Here is a 23,859-nt window from a genome sequence, read left to right as displayed (position 1 = left end):
TGGGAGCGCGTCATCCACCCCGCCGGAAATGCCGCCATGAACGTTGTCTTCATCTCCCCCCAGTTCCCACCCCAGTTCTTCCACTTCGTCGTGGCTCTGCGAGCGCATGGGGTCAATGTGCTGGGGATTGGCGATGCCCCGTATGACGCCCTCCGGCCCGAGCTGCACGAGGCCCTCTCCGAGTATTTCTTCACGCCCCGCCTCGATGACTACAACGCCTTGCTGCGTGCCGTCGGTTACTTCACCTGGCGCCACGGCCGCATCGATCGCATCGACTCGCTCAACGAGACATGGCTCGAGGTCGAGGCTCGCTTGCGTGAGGACTTCCACGTCCCAGGCCTCTTGCCAGCGGACATCGCCCGGCTGCGCTCCAAGCTGGGAATGCATGACCTCTTCAAGAAGGCGGGCGTCCCGCACCCCGATGCCATTCCCGTCCGGGATGCGAGCGGTGTGAAGGCCTTCGCCCAGCGCGTGGGCTATCCCCTCGTCATCAAGCCCGACGTGGGAGTCGGCGCCGCTCGCACCTTCAAGGTGTCCAGTGACGCCGAGGTGGATGCCGCGTTTCGTGAGTCCTTGGCTGGCTACGTGGCGCAGGCCTTTGTTCGCGGCACCATCGTCACTTACGACGGGCTCGTGGACCGGGACGGCCACATCGTCTTCGTCTTCAGCCACGAGTACAGCGACGGCATCATGGAGACGGTCCTCGAGCGGCGCGACCTGGCCATCTGGAGCCTCAAGGAGATTCCCTCGGCGCTGGACGCACTGGGGCGCCAGGCGGTGGCCGCGCTCGGCCTGCGCGAGCGCTGGTTCCACCTCGAGTTCTTCCGCCTCGCCGACGGGAGCTACGTCGCGCTGGAAGCCAACCTGCGTCCGCCCGGGGCCTACCTGCCGGACATGATGAACTACGCGTGCGATATCGACGTGTACCGCCTCTGGGGACGGATGCTCGCCGGGGAGGACGTGCGAGGCTTCCGCTACGAGCCCAAGTACCACGTGTGTCATGTGGCACGGCGTTCCGGTCGCCAGTACCGCCATGGCCACCAGGAGGTGGTGAGCCGGCTCGGTGAGGCGTTGCTCCTGCACCGCGAGATGCCCGCCGTCTATCAAAGTGCCCTGGGGGATGAGATGTACCTCACCCGCCACCGGGAGCTGCCGGCGATGATGGATGCACTGCGCTTCATCCAGGCGCAGTCCTGAGCGAGGCGCCCGGCCTGCTCAGCGCAGCAGCCAGTGCATGGCGAAGGGCAGGCGCCGCTGCCAGGCCAGCTCGTGATGCTGGCCACCCGGCTCCAGCACGAGGTGGAGCTCGTGGTCGGCGTAACCGAGGCGCTTGAGGTGGTGGTAGAAGTCGCGCGTGGCTTCGCCGTAGTACATGGTGTAGCCGACGGGATCGATGGTCTCCTCGGCACCGGCGTCCAGGTAGATGCGCGACCAGGTCCGGGAGTGGCTCGTCCATTCCGAGAAGAGCCGGTTCCACCCCCACATGACCGAGGGAGACAGGCCCCCGATGCGGCCGAACAGCTCCGGGTACCTCCTGCCGAGGTAGAGCGCCATCAGACCGCCGAGGGAGGAGCCCATCACGCCCGTCCACTCGGCGCCCTGACGAGTCCGGTAGACGCGGTCGATATAGGGCTTGAGCGTATCGAGGAGGAAGTGGACGTAGGGCTCACCCTGGGCGCGGATGTTGCTGCGCGGCTCGTCCCAGGGCGAGTACTCCGCGAGCCGATTGGACGTGGAGTCCACGGCGACGATGAGCCACGGCTCGATGCTGCCGGAGCGCACCAGCTGCTCGAGGGTGAGGTTGGCGCACCAGGTCTCGTAGAAGGCGGACTCTGGGTGGGCGAAGACGTTCTGCCCGTCGTTCATGTAGAGGACGGGGAAGCGGTGGCCAGCGGGGGCGGAGTCGTAGGCATCTGGCGTGTAGATGCGAACGGTGCGGGAGCGGCCCTCATGAGGGGAGGGGAAGTCTCGGATGATGTGAACGTGTCCCATGGCCGCTGCTGAATTCGGTGGTGAGGGAGCACGATAGACAGGCCGTTCGCCATGCGCCAGCCGGGGTAGGCCCCTCTCCCTCTGGGAGAGGGTTGGGGTGAGGGTCGTCCGTCAGAGGGTGCGTGAGCTATTCACAGACGCACTCGAAGCGAATGTCGTCGCTCATGTCTTCGAGCGTCGTGGACTGTCCGCAAGGCAGCGTGAACTGGCCATGGCCCGACATTCCTCCCACTGACAGGAATCGAGGCCTGCTATCCACCGCGGTGTCGATCGTGCATCCGTACTTGGAGTGGATCCTGAAGAGGTGTCGCTCTTCCACCGAGGTGAGCATGACGGCGATGGCGCCCGTGAGCGAAAGCGCCAGCAGCATCAAAGCCCATCGTGGGATGTGTTTTCGCATGGCTCACCGTCGCACGGAGGAGCGCACGAACTCCAGCAGATGCCGCTGGTAGCGCTCGGGCTCGGAGTCCCGGAGCGTCCCGTGATGGCCCTCGCGAAACACCTCCAGCCGGGCGTGAGAGGAGATGCGTCCGGCGAGGTCCTCCACCTCGAAGAGGCGGGCGTGACGATCCTTGGCCCCCGCCAGGAACAGCACGGGTACCTCCTGGGGGATGCCGACCACATGGTCGAGCGGGCGGAGCTGCTCCGCGGGAACGGGCAGCAAGGCGTCCCCGAAGAGCCACATGCTGTGGAAGGCCAGCCTGTCGAGCCCGGGCAGCAGGTAGCTCTCCAGTCGGTTGCTCACGGCGGTGCGCAGATCCCGGTAGGGTGACTCGAGCACGTACCCCTGAACGCGGGAGCCCACCTCCCGCGAGGCGAAGATGGCGGCCGCGGCCCCGAGCGAGGTGCCGAACACGATCCTCGGACGGTCCGGCACTTCGCGCTCGAGGAACGCGATGCCGGCGAGCACGTCCTGACGGGCACTCCAGCCGAGGTCATTCACCTCGCCCTCCGAGTCCCCATGGGTGCGGAGGCTGAGGGCCAGCACGCAATGCCCCTGTCCGGCGAGTAGCTCGAGGAGAGAGCGCAGCGAGGTTCGCGAGCCTCCGTTGCCATGCAGCATCAGCACGCAGGGCGTACCGGGCTCTCCCCGCACCAGCCAGGCGCCCACCCCGAGGCCATCAGCCGTGACGAGCCGATGCGCTTCGATGGCACCTCGGGCGAGCGTTGGAGCTGGTTCGGGAAAGACAGGCCGAGCCCTGCGCGTGAGCCGCCACGTCACCACCGCACCAGAGCCTGCCCAGCCCAGGCCCAGCAGGACGAGGACGAGCGCGACGAGGCGAAGCCTCCGCTGTTGAGGAAATGGCTGAGGCATTGTGACGAAGCGTATCGCACGCCATGGTGGCGCTACACTGGTCCCATGGTCGAAGAGTTGGTGAAGACACTGGGATTGGCGCCTCATCCCGAGGGGGGCTTCTACCGAGAGACGTGGCGCTCGACGGTGCCGGTGGAAACACCGCGAGGCGCGCGCTCGGTGGGGACCGCCATGTACTACCTGCTGCCGCGAGGCACGTTCGCGGCCTGGCACCGGGTGAATTCAGACGAGCTGTGGCACTTCTACGATGGGCACGTGCTGACGATGTATCTGCTCAACGAGAATGGCAGCATGGAGACGGTGAGCCTGGGCCGGGATGTGACCCGAGGTGAGCTGCCGCAGGTGCTCGTGCCGGCTGGGGTGCTGCAGGCGGCGCTGCCTCGAGGTGACTACACGTTGTGTGGTTGCACAGTGGGCCCCGGCTTCGATTTCGCGGACTGGGAGATGCCCCGAGGCGAGGACCTGGCCGCCCGCTATCCCGAGCATGCGAAGCTGTTCCGCCTGCTCTCCCGCTCCTCCACTTGAGGGGGACAGGGCCACTTTCGCCGCGAGAACAGCCGGGTGTGGCTCACTTCCCTCGTGTCTGGGGGACAGGAGTCTTCTCGCTGATGTCGATGACCACGGGGACCTTGTGTTCGCTGCCCGGTGGGCCCGGGGCCACGAGCACCCGGTGGAACGTCCCGAGTTTGGAGACCTGGGTCCGGATGTCCTCGAACGTGCGGGCCGTGCACGCTCTGTCCTTGGGGAGGGCGCTCTGCGCCGCCTTGATGATGCGCGACGCTGGCACCGTTGCGTTCTTGCCCTGGACGACCCAGATGGCGTCGACCTGGTAGCGCGTCCCGAGCTGGACGCTCAGCCGGGGTTGGGGAGGTGGTGTGACGGTCCCGGTCTCCGGCTGCCACGTCACGCGCGCTTCCGGCCAGCAGAGTGCGTGAAGCCGGTCCTCGAGGAGCCGAGCGGCGACATCCTGGCACTGGATGAACGGTCTGCTCCCGGTGGCTTCCACGGGGAGGTCCGCGAGGAGCCGGTCGCGAAGGGACGCGGGCAGCTCGTCGAGCCCAGTGACCTGGGCTTGGGAGAGAGAGGCGGTGCTCTTGGGTTGGCACTGCTCCCGGATGAAGAAGCGGGTATCGGTGCGCTGGAGCACCTCCCGGGTGTTGTGCTGTGGGGTGGAGCAGGCAGCCAGCGAGAGGCTGAAGGCGGCGAGGGCGGTGCGGCGGAACATGAGAGGGTTTGTATCCGACCGGAGACCCCGGTGCATGAGAACAGTCGGGGCGCTCAGGGACGAGCGCGTCCAGACGGGGCGGCTCGAGGGCGGCGAGCCGGTCTCCCACGTGCGCCTGGAGTCTGGCAGCCGGGGCAGAAGAACAGTCCGCGTCCGGCCAGCTCCACGCGCGAGATGGGCGAGGCACACCGAGGACATGGCTGGCCCCCGCGCTCGTAGACGCTGAAGCGATCCTCGCGGCGCTTGCCGGGAGTCTCCCAGGGGGCCGGGGGTGCATGGGGCGCGACGATGCGCCCGTCGCGGGCCGCGTCCTCCATCAGCAGCCGAAGGGCCTCCCACAGGCGCTCGAAGTCCACGAGGCTCAACTCCGAGGCGGGGCGCAAGGGCGGCAGGTGCGCGAGGAAGAGGGCCTCGGCGCGCAGGATGTTGCCCACGCCTGCGATGCGCTCCTGGTCCAGCAGCGCGGCCGCCAGGGGAATGCGTCCTCGGCGGAGGGCCTCGAAGGCTCGCGAGGGCGAGGCATCCGGGCGCAGCGGATCCTGCCCCAGTCGGGAGCGGAGGGTGGCCTCGTCTTCGGGGCTGAGCAGCTCACAAGCCTGAGGCCCGGCGAGGTGGAGTGACGCCTGGGGCGAGGAGCGCCGCAGCCGGCACGCAGAGGAGGGGGGCGGAGCCCGAGAGCGGAAGTGCTTCAGATTGCCAAAGAGGCCGAGGTGGATGTGCAGCCGTACGCCGCCCTCGAAGTGGTGGAAGAGGTGCTTGCCATGCGCGTCCACACTCACGAGTGTCCGTCCCGACAGGAGCCGGGCATCCGCTGAGAAACGCCCTTGGGGCGAGTCCGCGATGAAGCTCCGCCCCACGAGCCACTGGCCGTGAATCCGGGCGATACGATGGATGATGTTCCCTTCAGGCATTCCTCTGAGGTAACGCGGAGTGCATGACCTGTCTCGTCGGATTTCGGGCGCGCCCGCCCGGCCGGCCGCTATGGGAGGGACCCGCGAGTATTCTCCTGGGAGCCAGTACGACTGCATGCAGGTGCCCGTGCCGCAGCAGGGGGCGACCTGGGTTCTCCAACCTCGCGGACGCCGGGCGGTGCTATGGTCGGCGCCATGACGCAGCAGATCCGGGCGCTGGTGGTGGATGACTCTCAGGCGATGCGGCGCAGTCTCATGTACGCGCTGCAGCGGTTGGGCTCATGGCTCCACACCGACGAGGCGCAGGACGGGGCCGAGGGCCTCAAGAAGCTCACCCTGGGCCGCTACGATCTCATCCTCACGGACATCAACATGCCGTTGATGGATGGGCTCAAGCTCATCCGCCACATCCGGCAGACGGACGCGTACCGCACCGTCCCCATCGTGGTCATCACCACCGAGTCTGCCGTTGAGGATCGCGAGCGCGCCATGGCGCTCGGGGCCAGCGCCTATCTGGTCAAGCCGGTGCAGTCCAAGGTGGTGCAGGACACGGTGAAGAGCCTGCTGCGCCTGGAGTAGCGGCCAGCCCAGCGGGCGCTTGTTGTCGAGCCGACCTCTGGCCCCTCGTGCCTGGGGAGCAGGCGTCAGAGGGAGACGGACCCGGGCGTCTGTTGTTGCTTGGGGACGGACGTCCCACTAAGACGCACCACGTCATGGCCATGAACGAGCGTTACGAGCCGCAGGCAATCGAGCAGAAGTGGCAGAACCGTTGGGAAGAGGCGGGTGTGTTCCGGGCGGGCAAGCGCCCCGGGGCTCCGAAGAAGTACATCCTCGAGATGCTTCCGTACCCCAGCGGCAAGATGCACATGGGGCACGTGCGCAACTACCTCATCGGTGATGTCTACGCGCGCTTCTTCCAGATGCGGGGCTTCGACGTGCTGCACCCCATGGGCTGGGACGCCTTTGGTCTGCCGGCGGAGAACGCGGCCATCAAGGACGGCGTGCACCCGGCGGTGCGCACCCGCGAGAACATCGACTCCTTCAAGAAGGAGATCCGCTCGCTGGGCTACAGCTACGACTGGACGCGCGAGGTCAACACCAGCGAGCCCGAGTACTACCGCTGGAACCAGTGGTTCTTCATCCAGATGCTGGAGCGAGGGCTGGTCTATCGCCGCTTTAGCAAGGTGAACTGGTGTACGGGCTGTCTGACTGTCATCGCCAACGAGCAGGTGAAGGACGGCACGTGCGAGCGCTGCGAGTCCCCGGTGGTGGACAAGGAGCTGCCCGAGTGGTCCTTCCGGATCACGAAGTACTCGCAGGCGCTGCTGGACGGCCTGGACGAGCTGAAGGACTGGCCCGAGCGCATCACCTCGATGCAGCGCAACTGGATTGGCCGCTCCGAGGGTGTGGAGGCGGACTTCAACGTGCAGGGCAGTGACGCGCGCATCCGCGTCTTCACCACGCGCATCGACACCATCTACGGCTGCACCTACGTGGTGCTGGCGCCGGACCACAAGCTGGTGGCGCAGGTGACCACGCCCGCGCAGCGCGCCGAGGTGGAGGCCTTCGTGAAGAAGATGGCCTCCATCTCCAAGACGGACCGCACCGCCGAGGGCGCCACGAAGGAGGGCGTCTTCACCGGGGCGCACGCCATCAATCCCTTCACCGGCCAGCCGGTGCCCATCTGGATCGCCAACTTCGTGCTGTCCGACTACGGCACGGGCGCGGTGATGAGCGTGCCGGCGCACGACGAGCGCGACTTCGACTTCGCGCGCAAGTACGCCCTGCCCGTGAAGGTGGTGGTGCAGCCGGCCTCGGGCGACAAGCTGCCGGCGGGTGACGCGCTGGAGAAGGCGTATACCGAGGACGGCGTGCTGGTGGACTCGGGCGAGAACTCGGGGCTGCCGTCGGCCGAGGCGCGCAAGAAGATGGGCGAGAAGCTGCGGGCCGAGGGCCGCGGCGAGCCCAAGGTGACGTACCGCCAGAAGGACTGGGGCTTCAGCCGCCAGCGCTACTGGGGTACGCCCATCCCCATCGTCTACTGCGAGAAGTGCGATCCCGAGCGCAAGGGGCAGCCCGTGCCGCTGGAGCAGCTGCCGGTGCGCCTGCCGGAGATCGACACCCAGACGGTGCTGACGGGCAAGGGCGAGCCGCCCCTGGCGAAGGTGCCCTCGTGGGTCAACACCACGTGCCCCAAGTGCAAGGGCCCCGCGCGGCGCGAGACGGAGACGATGGACACGTTCGTCGACTCCTGCTGGTACTTCGCGCGCTACCTGTCGCCGCACTACGACCAGGCGCCCATCGAGCCGAAGGAGGCCCAGCGCTGGCTGCCGGTGGACGTGTACGTGGGCGGCCCCGAGCACGCGGTGATGCACCTGCTGTACTTCCGGTTCTGGACGCGGGTGATGAAGCTGCTGGGGCTGAGCCCGGTGGACGAGCCCGTCAAGCGCCTGGTGACGCAGGGCATCGTCAACGGCCCGGACGGGCGGAAGATGTCCAAGCGCTGGGGCAACGTGGTGGCGCCAGCCTCCATCGTGAACAAGTACGGCGCGGACACCGCGCGCACCTACGTGCTGTTCGCCGGCCCGCCCGAGCGCGACTTCGACTGGTCCGACGATCAGGTGGAGGGCGCGTTCCGCTTCCTGAAGCGGGTGTGGACGCTGGCGGTGCAGCACCAGGGCGTGGCCGGGGCCACGCATGACGGGGCCTATGAGGGCAAGGCGCTGGAGATCCGCCGGGCCGCGCACAAGTGCCTGAAGCGGGTGGGGGAGGCCATCGAGCGCCTGTCCTTCAACACGGCCATCGCCGGCTCCATGGAGTACGTGAACGCGCTGTACGCGCTGGGGACGCCGGAGACGCCCGCGGAGAAGGCCGCCATGGCCGAGGCCGTGCGCATCCTGTCCGTGGTGCTGACTCCGTTCGCTCCGCACCTGGCCGATGAGATCGCCGAGTCCTACGGTGCGAAGGACTTCACCGTCACGCAGGGCTGGCCGGAGTTCGATCCGGCCCTGGTGGTGGACGACGTGATTCCGTACGCGGTGCAGGTGAACGGCAAGCTGCGCGCGGAGATCCGCGTGCCGGCGGACGCGGCCGAGGCGGATGTGCGGGCCGCGGCCGAGGCGGACGAGCGGGTGCAGGCGGCCATGGCAGGCAAGACGCTGCGCAAGTTCGTCTTCGTCCCCAAGCGGCTGGTGAACTTCGTCGTCGGCTGAGACGGGAGCCCGGTGCCGACCGAGGTCCTCGTCATGTGCAAGCAATGCGGCCGTCCCCAGCGGGCGGGGGCGGGCCGCTGCGCCGCGTGCGGGGGAGAGCTGCCCGAGGCCCCTCTGCCTTCGGGGCGGGGCTCCTCCGCGGACCGTTTCCTCTCGGCGGAGCTCCCGGGCGGGCGCGTCCTCGTGGGCGAGGGCAACCGCCTCTCTTTTCATCCGGGAGGCTCCGCCACGCCCTTCCTCCTCGAGCTGCCCAGCCTGCGCCGCCTCTCCCTGGTGCACCGGCTGCGCTACGAGGCCCTGGCCCTCACCGTCGGCGCTCTTGTGGTGCTGCCCTTTGTGCCGCAGGTGGTGCGCGTGCTGCTCGGCCTGCTGGCCCTGGTGGGAGTGGCCCTCGCGCTCTCCGGGCGTCGCTACACGCTCGTCCTGGAGTCCACCGGCGAGGTGGAGACGCGCTGGGACCTGGGGACCGTGCGGCGTGGCTCCTCCGTGGAGCAGCGCCTGCGTTCCGCCTGGCTCACGCTCGCGGACGTGGTGCGATCACGCGGGGTAGAGGTGCGCGAGGACGGGGGTTCCCCTCCCGCTTGACCGTGGGGATCGCGCCGCTAGTGTGGGCGCCATGTCCCGTATGCGCGTGGTGGGGTGGGTCCTCTTGCTGTCGGCTGCTGGGTGCGGCTATCGCTTCACGCCTCGGGGCACGGGGCTGCCTGGAGGGGTGCGCTCGGTCTGCGCGCCCGTCTTCAGCAACAACACGGCGGAGCCGGGCCTGGAGCTGCTCTTCACTCGGAGCATGCGTCAGGAGCTGGTGCGCGCCGGGGTGCTCGGCGGCACGGGGGCCTGCGAGGCCACCCTGGAGGGCGTGGTGTTGGGCGTGGGCAGTATGCCCACCGCCATCGCCGAGCCCGTCTTTCAGGGGAACACGCAGAGCGCCCCTCCGCAGCTGGCGAGCTACCGTGCTTCCGCGACGGTGCTGCTGCAGCTCAAGCGGGACGGACAGGTGGTGGCGACGGCAGAGGTCTCCGGGACGGAAGACTTCCTTCCGGGCACGGCGAGCGTGTCCGGCGATGTCCTGGAGGTCGAGGCCAACCGGCAGTCCGCGCTGCACCGTCTCGCAGAGACGTTGATGCGCGAGGGATACGACCGGTTGGCCAGTAGCTGGTGAGGGACGCGACGACTGACTACTTCGCGGCGGCCTTGGCGCGGTTCGTGGCCTTGGCGAGCCGGGAGATGCGGCGCGAGGCGGCGCGCTTGTGGATGACGCCCTTGGACGCAGCCTTGGCGATCGTGCGGGTGGCGGCCTTGAGGGCGTCCCCGGTCTTCGCCGTGTCCTTGGTGGTGAGGGTGTCGCGCAGGTTCTTCACGGCATCCTTCACCGTGGTGCGGACGTTGATGTTGCGCGCGCGGCGCTTCTGGGCCTGGCGGTTACGCTTCTCTGCAGACTTGGTGTTGGCCAAGGTGATCTCCAGCTTACTTCTGTGGAAAAGAGGGGCCGTACCTACTTCGGCGCCTTACCGAGCGTCAAGACCTGCGTGATCCGTGCCACCTTCTGGACGCCCGAGTCTCATCAATCAGCCGGCTCCGAAGGCGTATTCCCAACGCAGCCCGGCGGGATCCTGGAAGGTGATCCGCCCCGTTGAGGCCCCTCCGTCCAGTACGCACCCGGGGGAGGTGCCCTCCAGGAGGGTCCGCAGCCGCTCCACGGCCTCGGCGGAGGGGGCCCCGAAGGTCACGGAGGGGGGGGAGGGGGTCTTCGGGCCGGGGGTGAAGACGAGCCTGTACATCCCGTCCCCATAGGCCGCCTCGTCGGCCGCTCCCTTTTCCGCGCTCCAACCGAGGAGCGGGGCGAGCCGATCCCAGAAGGCCTGCTGGGCGCCGAGGTCGGCCACCGGTAGGCGCAGCGCCACGAGGGGTGCACGGGGGACGCGGATGGGGGGTGGCAGAGACTTCTCCACCTTTTTGGCGGCGTCCCAGTGGCGGTCCATGTGCTCCAGGGTGGCCTCGCCCAGGGGGATGCCTTCCGCGCGCAGGGCGGACTCGATGTGCTGGAAGCGCGTGGTGAAGCGTCGGCTGGCCATCCGCAGGGCGTCCTCGGCCGGCGTCTGGATGAAGCGCGCGACGTTGGCCAGGGAGAAGAGGACGTCGCCCAGCTCGTGCTCCAACTCGTCCCGGTTCCCCGAGGCGATGGCCGCGTCCAGCTCCCCCAGCTCCTCGTCCAGCTTGGCGCGTACCTCTTGGATGCTCGGCCAGTCGAACCCGATGCGGCTGGCCTTCTCCGTGAGGCGCTCGGCACGCAGCAGGGCTGGGGCGCCCGTGGGCACGCCGTCCAGCACCGAGCCCTCGCGGCCCGTCTTCTTCTTGCGCTCCTCCGCCTTCAGCTTGGCCCAGTTGGCCAGGGGCTGCGGGGTGCCATCCGCCTGCCGCTCTCCGAAGACGTGCGGGTGGCGGCTGGTGAGCTTGTCGCTGATCGCCGCCGAGACGTCCGCCATGGAGAACTCCCCCAGCTCCTCGGCGAGCCGGGCATGGAAGACGATCTGAAAGAGCAGATCCCCCAGCTCCTCGCACAGCGCGCGCCAGGGGCCGCCCTCGGCCACCCGGTCCATCTCGTCCAGGACCTCAAAGGCCTCTTCGGTGAGGTAGGGGCGAAGCGAGCGCAGGTCCTGCTCTCTGTCCCATGGACAACCATCCTGGGCACGGAGGCGGGCCATGATTTCCACCAACCTGTCCAATTGCTCCCCTGCTGCACTCATGCTTCCTTCTCCTCCCCGGGCGAGCGAGCGAGTTCCTGTAACACGAGGGAACCGTGAAAGGGGGGTGACAACTTCCGCGGGGGTGGGCCGTCGCCTATCATCGGCAGCCTGAATGCCGCGCCTTTCCCTGTTGCGACTCCTGTCGTTGATGATGTGCCTCGCGCTGTGGATGCCCGCGCGCGAGGCGCATGCGCAGAGGCAGCAGCGCCCCGCTGCCGCGCAGAAGCCGCCTGCCGAGAAGCCCACGTACGACGATCCCTCGATGCTGGAGCCGTCCGAGATGACGGTCGATCCCGCGGAGGAGATCTCCGAAGACTCTGAGGAAGAGTCGGACGAGGGCACCACGCGAGCTGGCCGTGGCAAGAACCGCAAGGGCAAGAAGTCGCAAGACGATGAGGAGGAGGCTGCGCAGCCGGAGGTCCGGGAGGAGAAGCCCGCGACCACGGTGGTGGAGACGAAGCCGCCGCCTCCGCCTCCGGCGCCAGTGGTTCGGCCGCCGCCTCCGCAGATCCTCACCCCGAGGGTGACGGACGCGGATCTGCAGGCCGCCTGGGACAAGTGGCAGAAGGCGGTGGCCGCGCTGGACATGGAGGCGGCCCGCAAGGCTCAGACGGAGCTGGTGTCCCTCAAGGACGACGTGGCCGCGCTGGACATGGAGGCGTTCAGCATCGGCTTCATCCGGGCGGCCGAGGGGCGGCGCAAGGCCAATGACAACGCCGGCGCGCTGCACCTGGTGGAGCATGCGGTGTCGCTCTCGCCCAACCTTCCCTACGCGCGGCTCGCGCTCGCCGAGGCCTATGCGCGCCGCTCGCCCGGTGATGTGGGCGCCTACAGCCGGGAGATCAAGGCCGCGCTGTCGGTGATGCTGAAGGACCCTCGCTACCGGCGCCCGGCGCTGGCGGACCTGGGGGCGGTGTTCCTGGTGGCGGTGCTGGCCACGGCGGCGGTGGTGGTGGGGGTGCTCTTCCTGCGGCGGGCGCGCTACTTCTTCCACGACTTCCACCACCTCTTCCCCCGGGCGGCGGCGAGGTGGCAGTCCGCGGCCCTGGCGGTGCTGCTGTTGATCGGCACGCCGGTGGCGCTGCGGCTGGGCCTGGTGCCCGTGCTGCTCATCCTCCTGCTGTCGGTGGCCTTCTACCTCTCCATGCTGGAGCGGGCGGTGGCGGCGGTGCTGCTGGTGCTGGCGGCCTTCGTGCCGTTCGCCGCAGGGAAGATCGCCCAGACCTCGGCCTTCGCCGGGACGGTGGCCGAGGACGTCTACCTGCTGGAGCGCGGGGGACTGGCCGCGGAGCCGGTGGCGGCCCGGGTGCGCGAGCGCTTCGAGAAGAAGCAGAAGGTCGAGTTCGCGGAGCTGTTCGCGCTCGGGCGCTTCGAGGCCCGCCGCGGCCAGATGCAGGAGGCCATCACTCACTACAAGGCGGCGGCGGCCCTGAACTCCATCGGGCACGCGGGGCTGATGACCAATCATGCCAACGCGCTGCTGGCCACGGGCGATCAGGACGGGGCAGCCCGGATGTATACCGAGGCCTCGGCGACGGACCCGGGACTGGCCGCTCCTGCCTTCAACCTGGCCGAGGTGTATCGCCGCCGCGCCGCGGTGGCGCCGGACTCGGAGATCGGCTCCGAGAACCAGAAGGCGCGCGATGCGCTCCAGGCAGCGCAGCGCGTGGACCCCGCCCTGTTGATGTGGCAGCGCCCGCCGGATGAACGGCTCCTGATGAACCGCCTCCTGCTGGCCCCGGCCATCACCGAGGCGGACATGCCCCCGACGGATGATCCGCTGGCGGCCCAGCGGGTGGAGGCGCAGCTGTCGCGCCGGTTGCTCGGGGGCGGCTCGGGACTCACGGCCTGGGGTCTGCCGGTGCTGGGTGCGTTGCTCGCCATCGGGCTCGGCTTCGCGGGCCCGTCGATGAAGGCCTCGCGCGAGTGCGAGAAGTGCGGCCGCCCGGTGTGCCGGCGCTGCGACAAGGAGCTGGGCATTGCCAGCAAGATGTGCGCCCAGTGCGTCAATGCCTTCTCGCGCAAGGGCGCGGTGGAAGCGCGTGTCCGGGCCCGCAAGCAGATTGAAATCGAGCGCAACCGTCAGTGGGAGAGTGGTGTGTCGTACGCCTTCGGCGCGCTGGTGTCCGGCGCGGGCCACCTCTTCCAGGGGCTGACGGTGCGCGGCACCCTCTACGCCTTCTTCTTCCTCTTCGCGGTGGCTGGGGTGCTGCTGCGCTCCGGGGTGCTGCGCGCGCCCTATGGCGAGGTGCCGCTGTACCTCAAGCTCGCGCCGCTGCTGCTGGTGCTCATTCCCCTCCACCTTTTGACGTTGCGCGGCCTGTACCGCCGCCAGAACGAGTAGGCCGGGACCGACGATGGCCCTTACGGGAACGCTCAAGGACTTCGGTATCGCGGACATCCTGCAGCTGATCGGTCAGCAGCAGAAGACGGGTGTCCTGTACCTCAAGAGCAAGGAGCAGGAGGTCCAGGTCTTCTTCCGGGACGGCGCCATCGTCCGCGCCGAGAGCGTCACCCGGAAGAAGAAGGATCTCATCGGCAACATGCTGGTACGTGCCGAGATCATCACCGAGCAGCAGCTCGAGAGCGCGCTGGAGACGCAGAAGCGCACCCTCAAGCGGCTGGGTGACGTGCTCACCTCCTCCGGTGCCATCACCGCCCAGAAGCTCAAGCAGATGATGCAGCTCCAGGTGACGGAGACCCTCTACGGGCTTTTCCTCTGGAAGGCGGGCACCTACGAGTTCAAGCAGGAGGACGTCCAGCCGGACAGCGAGTCCATCACGCCGCTACGCGCCGAGAGCGTGCTGATGGAAGGCTTCCGGATGGTGGACGAGTGGCCCCACGTCCGGAAGAAGATCTCCAGCGAGGCGATGACCTTCGAGCGGCTCAAGGAGCTGCCCGCCCCCAATCCCAAGAACAAGAAGCAGGAAGAAGACGACTTCGACGCCTCCTTCGACGATGCCTTCTCCGAGGAGAAGAAGGACGAGAACAAGGGTGAGTTCAAGTCCATCGGCAGCTCCGAGCGTCGCGTCTACGAGCTTGTCGCCCCCGGCCGCGACCTGCGCAAGCTGGTGGACCTCAGCAGCCTGGGCGAGTTCGAGACCTGCAAGGCGATCGTCAACCTGCTCAACCTCGAGTACGTCCGCGCCCATCAGCCCTCGGGCCGGGCCGCCTCCGTGGGTGGGGCTGGCCTGCTCGTCCGGGTGGGCGGCATCGTGGCCCGCGCCGTCGTCACGGTGATCGTCCTGGCGGCGCTGGGCTTCGTGGGCTCGCGGCTCCGGCCGGACACCTGGGACCTGGGGGATGACTCCGCCTCCTCGTTCGCGGACCCGGCGGCCCAGCGACTCCTGGCGCGCGCCCAACAGGCCCGAATCGAAGCCGCCCTGGAGGTGTTTCGACTGGAAAAGGGAGCCCTCCCCGAGCGCCTGGAGGCACTGGTGGAGGTGGGTCTCCTACAGCAGGAGGACCTGCGCTACCCCTGGCGGGACGATTACTACTATCGCCGTACGTCAGATCGGCAGTTCATCCTCCTGTCTCCCCTGCGCTAGGCGGGCTGCTCGCTTCCTCCTTTCGCTGTCAGTGGGAGGACGTTAGCTTCGTAGTGAGGAACAGAATTGTCCGACACCCGTCCCGAGGGATTAGACGAATTGCGAAACCCCGCCACCGTAGAGGCTCAAGCAGCAGTCAGCCCCACCTCCGCCAAGGTGGATGTCCGCGATAACGCGACGACCCTGGCACTGTGTGGCAACCAGAACGAGAACCTGAAGCTCATGGAGCGCCGGCTCGGTGTTCGGGTCGGACAGCGGGGGACCGAGCTCCATCTGTCCGGGCCCGCGGATGCCGTGGCGTTCACGGTGCGCCTCGTGGAGAACCTCGAGGGGATGATCCGCGCCGGCCGTCCCATCTACCGCGAGGACGTCGAGCAGGCCATCAAGGTGCTTGGTCGCGGCGGCGCTGAGTCGCTCCAGGACGTCATGATGGGCCCCGTGCTCAAGAGCTCGGGCAATAAGCAGATCGCCCCCAAGAGCCTCGCGCAGAAGCGCTACGTGGATGCCATCCGCGCCCACGACATCGTCTTCGGCATTGGCCCTGCAGGTACCGGCAAGACGTACCTGGCCATGGCCATGGCGGTGGCCGCCCTGCAGGAGCGCAAGGTCAAGCGCATCGTCCTGGCGCGTCCGGCCGTGGAGGCCGGCGAGAAGCTGGGCTTCCTGCCCGGTGACCTGGCCGAGAAGGTCAACCCCTACCTGCGCCCGCTCTATGACGCGCTGCACGACATGATGGCCGTCGAGCGCGCCCTGCACCTCATCGAGCAGGGTGTGGTGGAGGTGGCCCCGCTGGCCTTCATGCGCGGCCGCACGCTCAATGACTCCTTCGTCATCCTCGACGAGGCGCAGAACACCACCATCGAGCAGATGAAGATGTTCCTCACCCGCCTGGGCTACAACAGCAAGGCGGTCATCACCGGCGACGTGACGCAGGTGGACCTGCCGGTGGGCAAGGCCAGCGGTCTGCACCACGCGCGCTCCATCCTCAAGAACGTGGAGGGCATCAACATCTCCGAGTTCACCGAGGTGGACGTGGTGCGTCACCCGCTGGTGCAGGAGGTCATCCGCGCCTACGACCGGTACGACGCGGCGCAGCAGGCCGCCAAGGCCCTCAAGGAAGCGGAAGCGGTGGTGGCGGGTGGCGCGGCACCGGAAGTGGCTCCGGGTGCGCCGGAATCCGACACGCCAACCCCTTGATTTCACGAGCTTAGTCGCCGGGTGAGCTGGCAACGGGCGGCGGAACGGATTTCCGTCGCCCGGTTTGCTTGATGAACCCGTCATGCCTCCCATAGGTTGGACAACCCCATGGCCGAACCGGAATCGCCGCCCCCCGGACGCAGTCCGCTGGATGCGCTCGCCCACCGCTTCCGGCTCGGCCCTCGTTGGGGCCGGCGCCTGGCGAGCCTGTTGCTGCTGCTGACGGTGTCGGTGGCGGCTGGTTTCGTCATCTCCCCGGGCCTCTTCAGCCAGCAGATTCCCTCGCTCACCGAAGATCATCTGGGCAAGCCCTTCCGGGCGAACTCCCCGGCGGGATTCAAGGCCGGGCGGGACTACGAGATCATCCACCAGTCGATGACCGAGCAGCGGCGCCTCGAGGCACGCAGCGCGGTGCGGCCGGTGTACGACCTGAGCCCGGGTGTGCTGTTGGAGATCCGCAACTCGGTGAGCACGGCCTTCCTGGAGATGCGTCAGCGTCAGGCGGCGAAGGAGGCCTCCCAGGAGGTGGTGGCCCTGGAGGCCGGCAAGGCGCAGCCGCGCAAGCCGCCGGCCCTGACTGCCGAGGAGCGCGAGCACTTCCAGGGGTTGCTGTTCGGGCGCAAGGACGCGGTGCTGGACCCGGAAGACGTCCAGGGCCTGGCCGCGGCGCGCTTCAACGAGGCGGTGGAGCAGGCCACGGTGTCGCTGGTGGAGCGGGCGTACGGCTTTACCGAGCCCACCCCGGTGTACATCGCCAACTCGCGCGAGGAGCTGGCGCGCGAGGGCCCCCAGGGCATCACCGTGCGGGACTTGAGGCACCGCGGGGAGCAGACGCTGCAGGGGACGGCGCCCACCGTGGTGGATGTGCGCGAGGCGCACATGGAGATGGACCGGTTTGCCTCCATTCCGGGCAACCTGCTGCCGGACTCGCCGGGCGTGCAGCGGCGGGCGGTGCTGCGGTTGGCCAAGCGGTTGGTGCGGCCCAACGTCACCATCAACCTGGCGGAGACGGACGCTCGGCGGCGCCAGGCGGCGGCGGCGGTGAAGGATGCCGTCATCTCCATCAAGAAGGGGCAGCGCGTCATCGGGGATGGCGAGCTGGTCAACGAGACGCACCTGGTGGCCATCCGGGGCATGCGCTTGCAGACGGACCGGTTGGATCTGGTCCAGCTCCAGGTGGGTGGCACGGGGCTGGTGGTGCTGCTCGTCTCGGCCACGTACCTCTTCTGCCGGGCGGCCTTCCGGCGCTTCCGCCCCACGCGCAAGGACGCGATGCTGCTGGGCCTGCTGCTGGTTGCGATGCTGGGCCTGTTGCAGGTGTGGGTGTCCATCGCGGATGCGGTGCAGGACCGGTACACGGCGATTCCCTTGGAGGCCTTCTATTACGCGTTCCCAGTGGCGGCCGGGGCCATGCTGGTGCGCTTTGTCCTCTCCGATGAGCTGGCGCTCTTCTTCGCCATGGTGCTGGCGAGCCTGTGCGGGGTGATGCTGGGCAACTCGCTGTCCTTCGGCATCTACGCGCTGGTGGGTGCTCTGGTGGCAGCGGACCGCGTCTCCAGCGCGAAGGACCGGGTGGGCATCTTCAAGGCGGGCCTGGCCACCGGCGGCGTCAACCTGGTGGCGGTGCTCTGCCTCTTCCTGGCGGAGGGCAAGGGGCTCAATCCGGACACGCTCATCACGGCCCTGTTCGCCTTCGTGGGAACCTCGTTGGCGGTGCCGGTGATGGTGATGGCGCTCACGCCGCTCATCGAGTCCGTGTTCGGCTACGCGTCGGACCTGAAGCTGCTGGAGCTGGCCAACCTCAACCACCCGGCGCTCAAGGAGCTCATCGTCCAGGCGCCGGGCACCTACCACCACTCCATCATCATCGGCACGCTGGTGGAGAACGCGGCGGAGGCCATTGGTGCCAACCCGCTGCTGGCGCGCTCGTGTGCGTACTACCACGACATCGGCAAGGGCCGGAATCCGCTCTACTTCGGCGAGAACCAGAAGGGCGAGAACAAGCACGACAGCCTCGCCCCGGCGATGAGCGCCGTCATCATCAAGCGCCACGTCACCGAGGGGCTGGAGATGGCGCGCCAGTACCGGCTGCCCAAGCTGGTGGCGGATGCGATTCCGCAGCACCATGGCACGCGGCTGGTGGGCTACTTCTTCCACAAGGCCGTCAAGGATCAGGAGGGCAAGGAAGGCGCTCCGCCCATCGACGAGAGCATCTTCCGCTACCCGGGCCCCAAGCCGCAGTTCCGCGAGGCGGCGCTGGTGATGATCGCCGACGCGGTGGAGGCCTCGACGCGCGCGCTGCCCGAGCCCACCACGCCCCGGCTGTATGCCCAGGTGCAGAAGATGATCAACCTCATCTTCTCCGAGGGGCAGCTGGACGAGTGTGATCTGACGCTCAGGGACCTGAACCTCATCTCACAATCCTTCCTGCACACGCTGGAGGGCATCTACCATGCGCGTCCGGAATACCCGGCGGGAGCGCTGCTGGCGGGCCCCAAGGGGGCGGCGCTGACGGTGGCGGGGACGAAGCAGGATGGTAAGGGGCGCCCTGCGGGCACGGGCACCTGATGCGCCCAGGCGGAGGAGGTCGAACGTGGTGAAGCTGCGCAAGGGGAAGATCATTCCCCGCGAGGATGGCAAGCGCATCGAGGAGTTCGTGGGCGCTGCGACGACGGGCACCGACTCCATGTCGGTGGCGCGGATGCTGGCGCCGCCGGGCTGGTCCGAGCCGGCGCAGACTCCCGAGTTCGACGAGGTGGTCATCGTCCTGAAGGGGGAGCTGACGCTGGTGGTGGACGGACGGCGCCAGCTCATCGGGGAAGGGGAGCTGGGGATGGTGCCCCGGGGCCACCGGGTGGTGTACCGCAACGACGGGCAGGGCGCGTGTGACTACTACTCGATGTGTGCGCCGGCCTTCCGGGTGGAGCTGGCGCACATCGAGGAGGCGCCCAAGGAGGAGCAGGCCAACCGGGTGACGGTGCAGGTGGCGCACCCGCAGGGCAAGCGCTTCTCCAAGCAGGTGACGGAGCTGGCGGAGACGTTCCTGCGGAAGATGGAGCTGACGGGGTGCGAGCTGTCCATCTCCCTGGTGGGAGACCATGCCATCCGCCGGCTCAACCGCACGTGGCGCAAGAAGGACAAGGCGACGGACGTGCTGAGCTTCCCGGCGGGGGACCTGCCCAAGGGCACGCCCGGGCCGAGGCAGCTCGGAGACGTGGTCATCTCGCTGGATACGGCGAAGCAGCAGGCCAAGGAGTACGAGCGGACGCTCGACGCGGAGGTGGCGCGTTACCTGGCGCACGGGCTGCTGCACCTGCTGGGGTACGACCACGAGCGCCCGAAGGACGCGCAGAAGATGGCGCGCACCGAGGAGCGGCTGCTGGGCGAGAGCGGCATGGTGGGCGACGCCGTGGCCCCCAGGGCCCGCAAGCTCATGACGTGAGTGCCCCCCGGCCCGGTTGCCTCAGTCCAGGGGCGTGAAACGCACCGTGCATTGCCCTCCCGCGCAGGCTGCGGTGGGGATGCCCGGAGGTGCACGGCAGGCGGGCATGGGGCAGGAGGACTCCGGGACGTTGGCGCAGGACCGCTGCAGGCGGGCGAGCGCGGCGGTGGAGAGCGCTCGCGGAGTGCACTGAGGACAGCACCCCTCGGGGGCGAGCTGCGTCAAGGCACAGTCCTCATCGCGTGTGCAGCGGGTCTCCGCCTCCGGCTTATCCGGACCTCCGGGCCGTGGCTCCTTCGTGGCCGGAGGTGGGCGTGGGGCCGCCGCAACTCCTGCGTCTGGTCCTGCTGCGAGCGCGGACTCCCCGCCGCGGGGTGCGGTGGCGGTGGGGACGGGGGCCTCCGACGAGGGCGCCGGGGCACGGTGGCAGGCAATGAGGCAGAGGGTGCTGAGCAGGGCGCCGCGCCACATGGGAGACTCCTCGGGAAGAGGTTGGGCCCCTTATCTCTGGGCCGGTACCGCCCCCTCTACCACTGAACGCCCGCTCCCCTGCCGGGCACACGCGGGGTTGAGTCGGGCGGCGCGCATGATAGGTAGGTCCGCCCTCATTTGTTGGGACGGACAATGCCTCGCCTTGCTCCATTGCTGACTTGCCTGCTCGGCCTGTTGTTGCTGGCCGCCACCCCGGCGCGTGCTCAGGAGATGCCCCCCTGGGGGACGGGCGAGAGCCGGGGCGAGGACCTGACCATCTACCTGGCCACCTTCGGGCCCGGGGATGACGTGGCGTCGTGGTTCGGGCACGGCTCGCTGGTGGTGGAGGATCGGGAGCACAAGCAGTCCCGCCTCTACAACTACGGCATGTTCTCCTTCGATTCGACCATGCTGGCGCGCTACGCGATGGGGCGGCTCGAGTTCTGGGTGGACGACGCGGGCCCTGGCGGCACCTTCCGCTTCTACCGCTCGCTGAACCGGGACGTGCGGCTGCAGGAATTGAACCTGACGCCCGCTCAGAAGGTGGAGATGGGGAAGCTGCTGGCAGTCAACGTGCTGCCGGAGAACCGCCACTACCTGTACCACCACTACAACGACAACTGCGTGACGCGGCTGCGCGACGCCATCGACAAGGTGCTGGGTGGGAAGTTCCATCAGGCCATGAGCGGCCCGGGGCGGATGACGCTGCGCGATCACACGCGCCGCTACTCGGACGTCGGACCGGCCATGGGCCTGCTGCTCGACTTCCTGATGAATGACGAGATCGACAAGCCCGTCACCCGCTGGCAGGAGGCCTTCCTCCCGGACGAGCTGGAGCGTCAGGTGGCGGAGATGCAGGTGGTGGGGGAAGACGGGCAGTCGCGCCCGCTGGTGGCCAAGACCCTCGACATCTACGCGGCGCAGGGCCGCCCGGTCACGCCCGCGGAGCCGCCGAAGTACGCGCCCGTGCTGCTGCTGCTCGGCCTCGCCCTGGGCGGTGGGGCGGTGGGCCTGGGGCTGTGGAGCCGCCGCCGGAGCGGGGCCCGGGCACCTCGCATCCTGCTCGGTCTGCAGAACCTGCTGGTGGGCCTGGTGTTCGGGATTCCGGGCCTGGCGTTGTTCATCATGTGGCTGTTCACCGATCACACGGTGACGTACCGCAATGAGAACCTCTTCCTGGCCAACCCGCTCACCGTGCTGGCGGTACCGCTGGGCATCCAGTTGATGCGCGGCTCGCCCCGGGCCGTCGAGCGGTTGCGGCGCCTGTGGCGAGTGCTGGCGGCGCTGGGCGTGCTGGGGCTGATGCTCAAGCTGCTGCCCATGTTCGACCAGGACAACTGGCGCCTCATCGCGCTCCTGCTGCCCCTGTCGATGGGCCTGGAGGGGGCGTGCACGCTGGCCCGTGCTCCGGCTCTGGCGGCCCGGCCCGCGGAGCCACTGTCTCCTTCCCTGAAGGCTTCCGGTAGCTAATCATCCGACAATCGCGCGCGGGCACCCCTCGCGCGCACACCGAGGAAACATATGGCGAACGATTCGATGGAGAAGATCAACGGACTTCGGGAGCGCCTGCTCGCGCTCCGGGGGCATCTTTGACCTCGACCGCAAGAGGTCCCGCATTGCGCTGATCGAGCGCGAATCCACGCTCCCCAACTTCTGGGACGACAACACCAAGGCGCAGGCGATGCTCAAGGAGAAGACCACGCTGGAGTCGAGCGTGAACTCCTACGAGAAGACGCTGCGCGGCCTGGACGATGCCCAGGTGCTCTTCGAGCTGGCCGCCGAGGCCAACGACGAGGACAGCGCGAAGGAGGCCGAGGACTCGCTCGGCTCGCTCGAGACGGAGATCTCCAAGCTCGAGCTGGCGCGGATGCTCTCCGGCGAGCAGGACCGCTCCAGCTGCTTCATGGACATCAACGCGGGCGCGGGCGGCACCGACTCCATGGACTGGGCCGCCATGCTCATGCGCATGTACACGCGCTACTGCGAGACCAAGGGCTGGAAGGTGGAGATCAACGACGCGGTGGATGGGGAAGAGGCGGGCTTCAAGAACGTCTCGCTGCGCATCGAGGGCGAGTTCGCCTACGGCTACCTCAAGGCCGAGGTGGGCGTGCACCGGCTGGTGCGCATCAGCCCCTTCGATGCCAACGCGCGCCGGCAGACGGCCTTCGCCTCGGTGGACGTCTACCCGGAGGTCGATGACACCATCAAGATCGACATCCCGGAGAAGGACTACGAGCTGAAGTTCATCCGCGGCGGTGGCGCGGGCGGCCAGAAGGTCAACAAGACCTCCTCCACGGCGCAGTTGCGCCACCTGCCCACCAACATCCTCATCACCTGCCAGACGGAGCGCTCGCAGTCGGCCAACAAGGACATGGCCTTCAAGATCCTCCGCGCCCGCCTCTACGAGCTGGAGCTCAAGAAGCGCGAGGCCGAGCAGGCCGCCGCCGAAGCCCAGAAGAAGGACATCTCCTTCGGCTCGCAGATCCGCTCCTACGTGCTCGCGCCCTACCGCATGGTGAAGGACCTGCGCACCGGCGTGGAGACGGGCAACGTAGACGCCGTGCTGGACGGCACCCTGGACGAGTTCGTCACCGCCCAGCTCATGGGGGTGAAGAACCCCAACCGCAACGCCCCCGAGTAGCCTGCCCGGGTAGCCCGGAAAAACGGGTGGAACCTTTCCGCGGCCTCGTTGTCCGAGGCCGTGGAACAGGGGAGCGCGGGACGGGGTAGGATGGAAGCGCGCGGTGTAGGCCACGCGGGGAGGTCACCGGTGTCTTCGAGCGGGGTGCTCGGGATGGAGACGGAGGGAACGCCGGTGTCCGCCGAGGCCGAGGCCGCCGCGCGCGAGGAGCGTCTGCTGCTGGCGAAGCTGCGGCGGGGCGAGCCAGAGGCCTTCGAGTCGCTGGTGCGCACGCACCAGGACCGGCTCTACGACTTCTGCGTGCGGATGCTGGGGGACCGGGAGGAGGCGAACGATCTGGTGCAGGACGTCTTCGTGAGCGCCCACCAGAACCTGTCCCGCTTCCGGGAGGACTCGAAGCTGTCCACGTGGTTGTTCCGGATTGGAAAGAACCACTGCATCAACCGGCTGAAGTACCTGAAGCGGCGGGGGAGGGGACGCTCGGAGGAGTATGGTGAGCAGAGCGAGGGGACGCTGGCGGAGCTGCTGGGCTCGCCGCCGGGACCGGACGCGGCGCTGGAGTCGGCCAGGGAACAGGCGCGGGTGCAGTGGGCCATCTCGCAGCTGGACCCGGATGCACGGATGTTGGTGGCCCTGAGGGATATCGAGGGGCTCTCGTACGAGGAGATCGTCGACATCACCGAGCTTGCGTTGGGAACCGTTAAAAGTCGGCTCCACCGGGCGCGGGAGAAGTTGGCGGATCTCCTGGGGCGGCTTGAGGAATGAACGGTTTTCAGCGGAGACTCCGGGATATGCCAGCGCAGCTCAGCCACCGCGAGACCAAGGCCCTCTTCATCGCCCTCGCCGATGAGGACCTGCCCGCCGAGAAGGCCCAGGCGGTGCGCTCGCACCTGGACGGGTGCAGCGATTGCGCGCAGGGGTGGCAGCGCTACTCGGCCACCGTGCTGCGGGTGCGCAACGTGGAGAAGCAGAAGGCTCCACCGGCGCTGGCCTCCATGGTGATGACGCGGGTGAAGCGTCAGCGCCGCTTTGGCCTCAAGCGGTTGAACCAGATGCACGCGCACTACCGCCTGCCAGTGGAGATCCTCATCCCGCTGCTCATCGCGGCCGCGGTGGGGGCCTTCCTCATCATGTCCGCGCCCTGAGACGGGCGGGGTCAGG

The 23,859-nt window shown here is 68.3% G+C and carries 23 protein-coding genes; 15 read left to right on the top strand and 8 right to left on the bottom strand.

Annotation, left to right across the window (positions count from 1 at the left end; genetic code table 11):
- The first annotated feature begins 36 nt into the window (after nucleotides 1-36).
- Nucleotides 37-1,197 carry an ATP-grasp domain-containing protein gene (locus tag OV287_RS35480; RefSeq protein WP_267538467.1) on the top strand — a complete coding sequence of 387 codons (1,161 nt, stop codon included), beginning with the start codon at nucleotides 37-39 and terminating at the stop codon, nucleotides 1,195-1,197.
- An 18-nt stretch (nucleotides 1,198-1,215) separates the two neighbouring features.
- Here OV287_RS35480 and OV287_RS35475 read toward each other — a convergent pair whose 3' ends face one another.
- The 3 genes from OV287_RS35475 to OV287_RS35465 all read right to left on the bottom strand — a co-directional run bounded on the left by OV287_RS35475 (nucleotide 1,216) and on the right by OV287_RS35465 (nucleotide 3,307).
- Nucleotides 1,216-1,992 carry an alpha/beta hydrolase gene (locus tag OV287_RS35475; protein ID WP_267538466.1) on the bottom strand — a complete coding sequence of 259 codons (777 nt, stop codon included), beginning with the start codon at nucleotides 1,990-1,992 and terminating at the stop codon, nucleotides 1,216-1,218.
- Nucleotides 1,993-2,119: 127 nt separating this feature from the next.
- Nucleotides 2,120-2,362, bottom strand: a complete 243-nt coding sequence (locus OV287_RS35470; protein ID WP_267538465.1) for a hypothetical protein — start codon at nucleotides 2,360-2,362, stop codon at nucleotides 2,120-2,122.
- Nucleotides 2,363-2,395: 33 nt separating this feature from the next.
- Nucleotides 2,396-3,307 (bottom strand): alpha/beta hydrolase, encoded by a 912-nt coding sequence (locus OV287_RS35465; RefSeq protein ID WP_267538464.1) that lies wholly within the window; start codon nucleotides 3,305-3,307, stop codon nucleotides 2,396-2,398.
- A 45-nt stretch (nucleotides 3,308-3,352) separates the two neighbouring features.
- On the opposite strand from OV287_RS35465, the gene OV287_RS35460 reads away from it, so the two are divergent.
- A complete protein-coding gene (locus OV287_RS35460; RefSeq protein WP_267538463.1) occupies nucleotides 3,353-3,832 on the top strand; it encodes a cupin domain-containing protein in 480 nt (159 codons plus the stop codon).
- A gap of 43 nt (nucleotides 3,833-3,875) precedes the next feature.
- Here OV287_RS35460 and OV287_RS35455 read toward each other — a convergent pair whose 3' ends face one another.
- Together OV287_RS35455 and OV287_RS35450 are read right to left on the bottom strand one after the other, a co-directional pair.
- Nucleotides 3,876-4,532, bottom strand: a complete 657-nt coding sequence (locus OV287_RS35455; protein ID WP_267538462.1) for a hypothetical protein — start codon at nucleotides 4,530-4,532, stop codon at nucleotides 3,876-3,878.
- Between the two features lie 53 nt (nucleotides 4,533-4,585).
- Nucleotides 4,586-5,443, bottom strand: coding sequence for an Fpg/Nei family DNA glycosylase (locus tag OV287_RS35450; protein ID WP_267538461.1), 858 nt, complete (start codon nucleotides 5,441-5,443; stop codon nucleotides 4,586-4,588).
- Nucleotides 5,444-5,638: 195 nt separating this feature from the next.
- On the opposite strand from OV287_RS35450, the gene OV287_RS35445 reads away from it, so the two are divergent.
- The 4 genes from OV287_RS35445 (at nucleotide 5,639) to lptE (ending at nucleotide 9,814) form a co-directional block, all read left to right on the top strand.
- Nucleotides 5,639-6,022, top strand: coding sequence for a response regulator (locus OV287_RS35445; protein ID WP_267538460.1), 384 nt, complete (start codon nucleotides 5,639-5,641; stop codon nucleotides 6,020-6,022).
- A 134-nt stretch (nucleotides 6,023-6,156) separates the two neighbouring features.
- Entirely contained in the window at nucleotides 6,157-8,655 is a 2,499-nt protein-coding gene (gene leuS / locus OV287_RS35440; protein WP_267538459.1) for a leucine--tRNA ligase, read from the top strand.
- A 33-nt stretch (nucleotides 8,656-8,688) separates the two neighbouring features.
- Nucleotides 8,689-9,240, top strand: coding sequence for a hypothetical protein (locus tag OV287_RS35435; protein WP_267538458.1), 552 nt, complete (start codon nucleotides 8,689-8,691; stop codon nucleotides 9,238-9,240).
- A gap of 31 nt (nucleotides 9,241-9,271) precedes the next feature.
- Entirely contained in the window at nucleotides 9,272-9,814 is a 543-nt protein-coding gene (gene lptE, locus OV287_RS35430; RefSeq protein WP_267538457.1) for an LPS assembly lipoprotein LptE, read from the top strand.
- 16 nt (nucleotides 9,815-9,830) lie between these two features.
- Here the strand turns inward: lptE and rpsT are convergent, their stop codons facing one another.
- Both rpsT and mazG read right to left on the bottom strand, forming a co-directional pair.
- Nucleotides 9,831-10,106: a 30S ribosomal protein S20 gene (gene rpsT / locus OV287_RS35425; RefSeq protein WP_267538456.1), complete on the bottom strand. Its 276-nt coding sequence runs from the start codon at nucleotides 10,104-10,106 to the stop codon at nucleotides 9,831-9,833.
- Nucleotides 10,107-10,220: 114 nt separating this feature from the next.
- Nucleotides 10,221-11,399, bottom strand: coding sequence for a nucleoside triphosphate pyrophosphohydrolase (mazG, locus tag OV287_RS35420; protein WP_267538455.1), 1,179 nt, complete (start codon nucleotides 11,397-11,399; stop codon nucleotides 10,221-10,223).
- A 112-nt stretch (nucleotides 11,400-11,511) separates the two neighbouring features.
- Between mazG and OV287_RS35415 the strand changes: the two genes are divergently transcribed.
- The 5 genes from OV287_RS35415 (at nucleotide 11,512) to ybeY (ending at nucleotide 19,586) form a co-directional block, all read left to right on the top strand.
- Entirely contained in the window at nucleotides 11,512-13,743 is a 2,232-nt protein-coding gene (locus OV287_RS35415) for a hypothetical protein (protein ID WP_267538454.1), read from the top strand.
- Nucleotides 13,744-13,756: 13 nt separating this feature from the next.
- Nucleotides 13,757-14,947 (top strand): DUF4388 domain-containing protein, encoded by a 1,191-nt coding sequence (locus OV287_RS35410; RefSeq protein ID WP_267538453.1) that lies wholly within the window; start codon nucleotides 13,757-13,759, stop codon nucleotides 14,945-14,947.
- Between the two features lie 99 nt (nucleotides 14,948-15,046).
- A complete protein-coding gene (locus tag OV287_RS35405; RefSeq protein ID WP_267538452.1) occupies nucleotides 15,047-16,144 on the top strand; it encodes a PhoH family protein in 1,098 nt (365 codons plus the stop codon).
- Nucleotides 16,145-16,252: 108 nt separating this feature from the next.
- On the top strand, nucleotides 16,253-18,712 hold the full coding sequence (locus tag OV287_RS35400; protein WP_267538451.1) for an HD family phosphohydrolase: 2,460 nt from the start codon (nucleotides 16,253-16,255) through the stop codon (nucleotides 18,710-18,712).
- Nucleotides 18,678-19,586: an rRNA maturation RNase YbeY gene (gene ybeY / locus OV287_RS35395; RefSeq protein ID WP_267538450.1), complete on the top strand. Its 909-nt coding sequence runs from the start codon at nucleotides 18,678-18,680 to the stop codon at nucleotides 19,584-19,586. Before OV287_RS35400 ends, ybeY begins: the two co-directional genes overlap by 35 nt.
- Before the next feature lie 21 nt (nucleotides 19,587-19,607).
- On the opposite strand, the gene OV287_RS35390 is transcribed toward ybeY, so the two are convergent.
- A complete protein-coding gene (locus tag OV287_RS35390; RefSeq protein WP_267538449.1) occupies nucleotides 19,608-19,811 on the bottom strand; it encodes a hypothetical protein in 204 nt (67 codons plus the stop codon).
- Between the two features lie 399 nt (nucleotides 19,812-20,210).
- Between OV287_RS35390 and OV287_RS35385 the strand changes: the two genes are divergently transcribed.
- From OV287_RS35385 to OV287_RS35370, 4 genes are all read left to right on the top strand, one after another.
- On the top strand, nucleotides 20,211-21,527 hold the full coding sequence (locus tag OV287_RS35385; RefSeq protein ID WP_267538448.1) for an Lnb N-terminal periplasmic domain-containing protein: 1,317 nt from the start codon (nucleotides 20,211-20,213) through the stop codon (nucleotides 21,525-21,527).
- Nucleotides 21,528-21,578: 51 nt separating this feature from the next.
- Nucleotides 21,579-22,698, top strand: a protein-coding gene (gene prfB / locus OV287_RS35380) for a peptide chain release factor 2 (protein ID WP_267538447.1) whose coding sequence is annotated in 2 segments (ribosomal slippage) — nucleotides 21,579-21,647 and nucleotides 21,649-22,698 — 1,119 coding nt in all. Because the reading frame shifts where the segments join, the coding sequence is not laid out codon by codon here.
- Between the two features lie 129 nt (nucleotides 22,699-22,827).
- Nucleotides 22,828-23,463 (top strand): RNA polymerase sigma factor, encoded by a 636-nt coding sequence (locus tag OV287_RS35375; RefSeq protein WP_267538446.1) that lies wholly within the window; start codon nucleotides 22,828-22,830, stop codon nucleotides 23,461-23,463.
- A 26-nt stretch (nucleotides 23,464-23,489) separates the two neighbouring features.
- Nucleotides 23,490-23,843 (top strand): anti-sigma factor family protein, encoded by a 354-nt coding sequence (locus tag OV287_RS35370; protein WP_267538445.1) that lies wholly within the window; start codon nucleotides 23,490-23,492, stop codon nucleotides 23,841-23,843.
- The last annotated feature ends 16 nt before the right edge of the window (nucleotides 23,844-23,859 follow it).

Origin of the sequence: Archangium lansingense (assembly GCF_026626635.1) — a bacterium.
GTDB lineage: Bacteria > Myxococcota > Myxococcia > Myxococcales > Myxococcaceae > Archangium > Archangium lansingense.
Note: the sequence above shows the minus strand (reverse complement) of the source record. Positions and strands in the feature narration are given on the sequence as shown.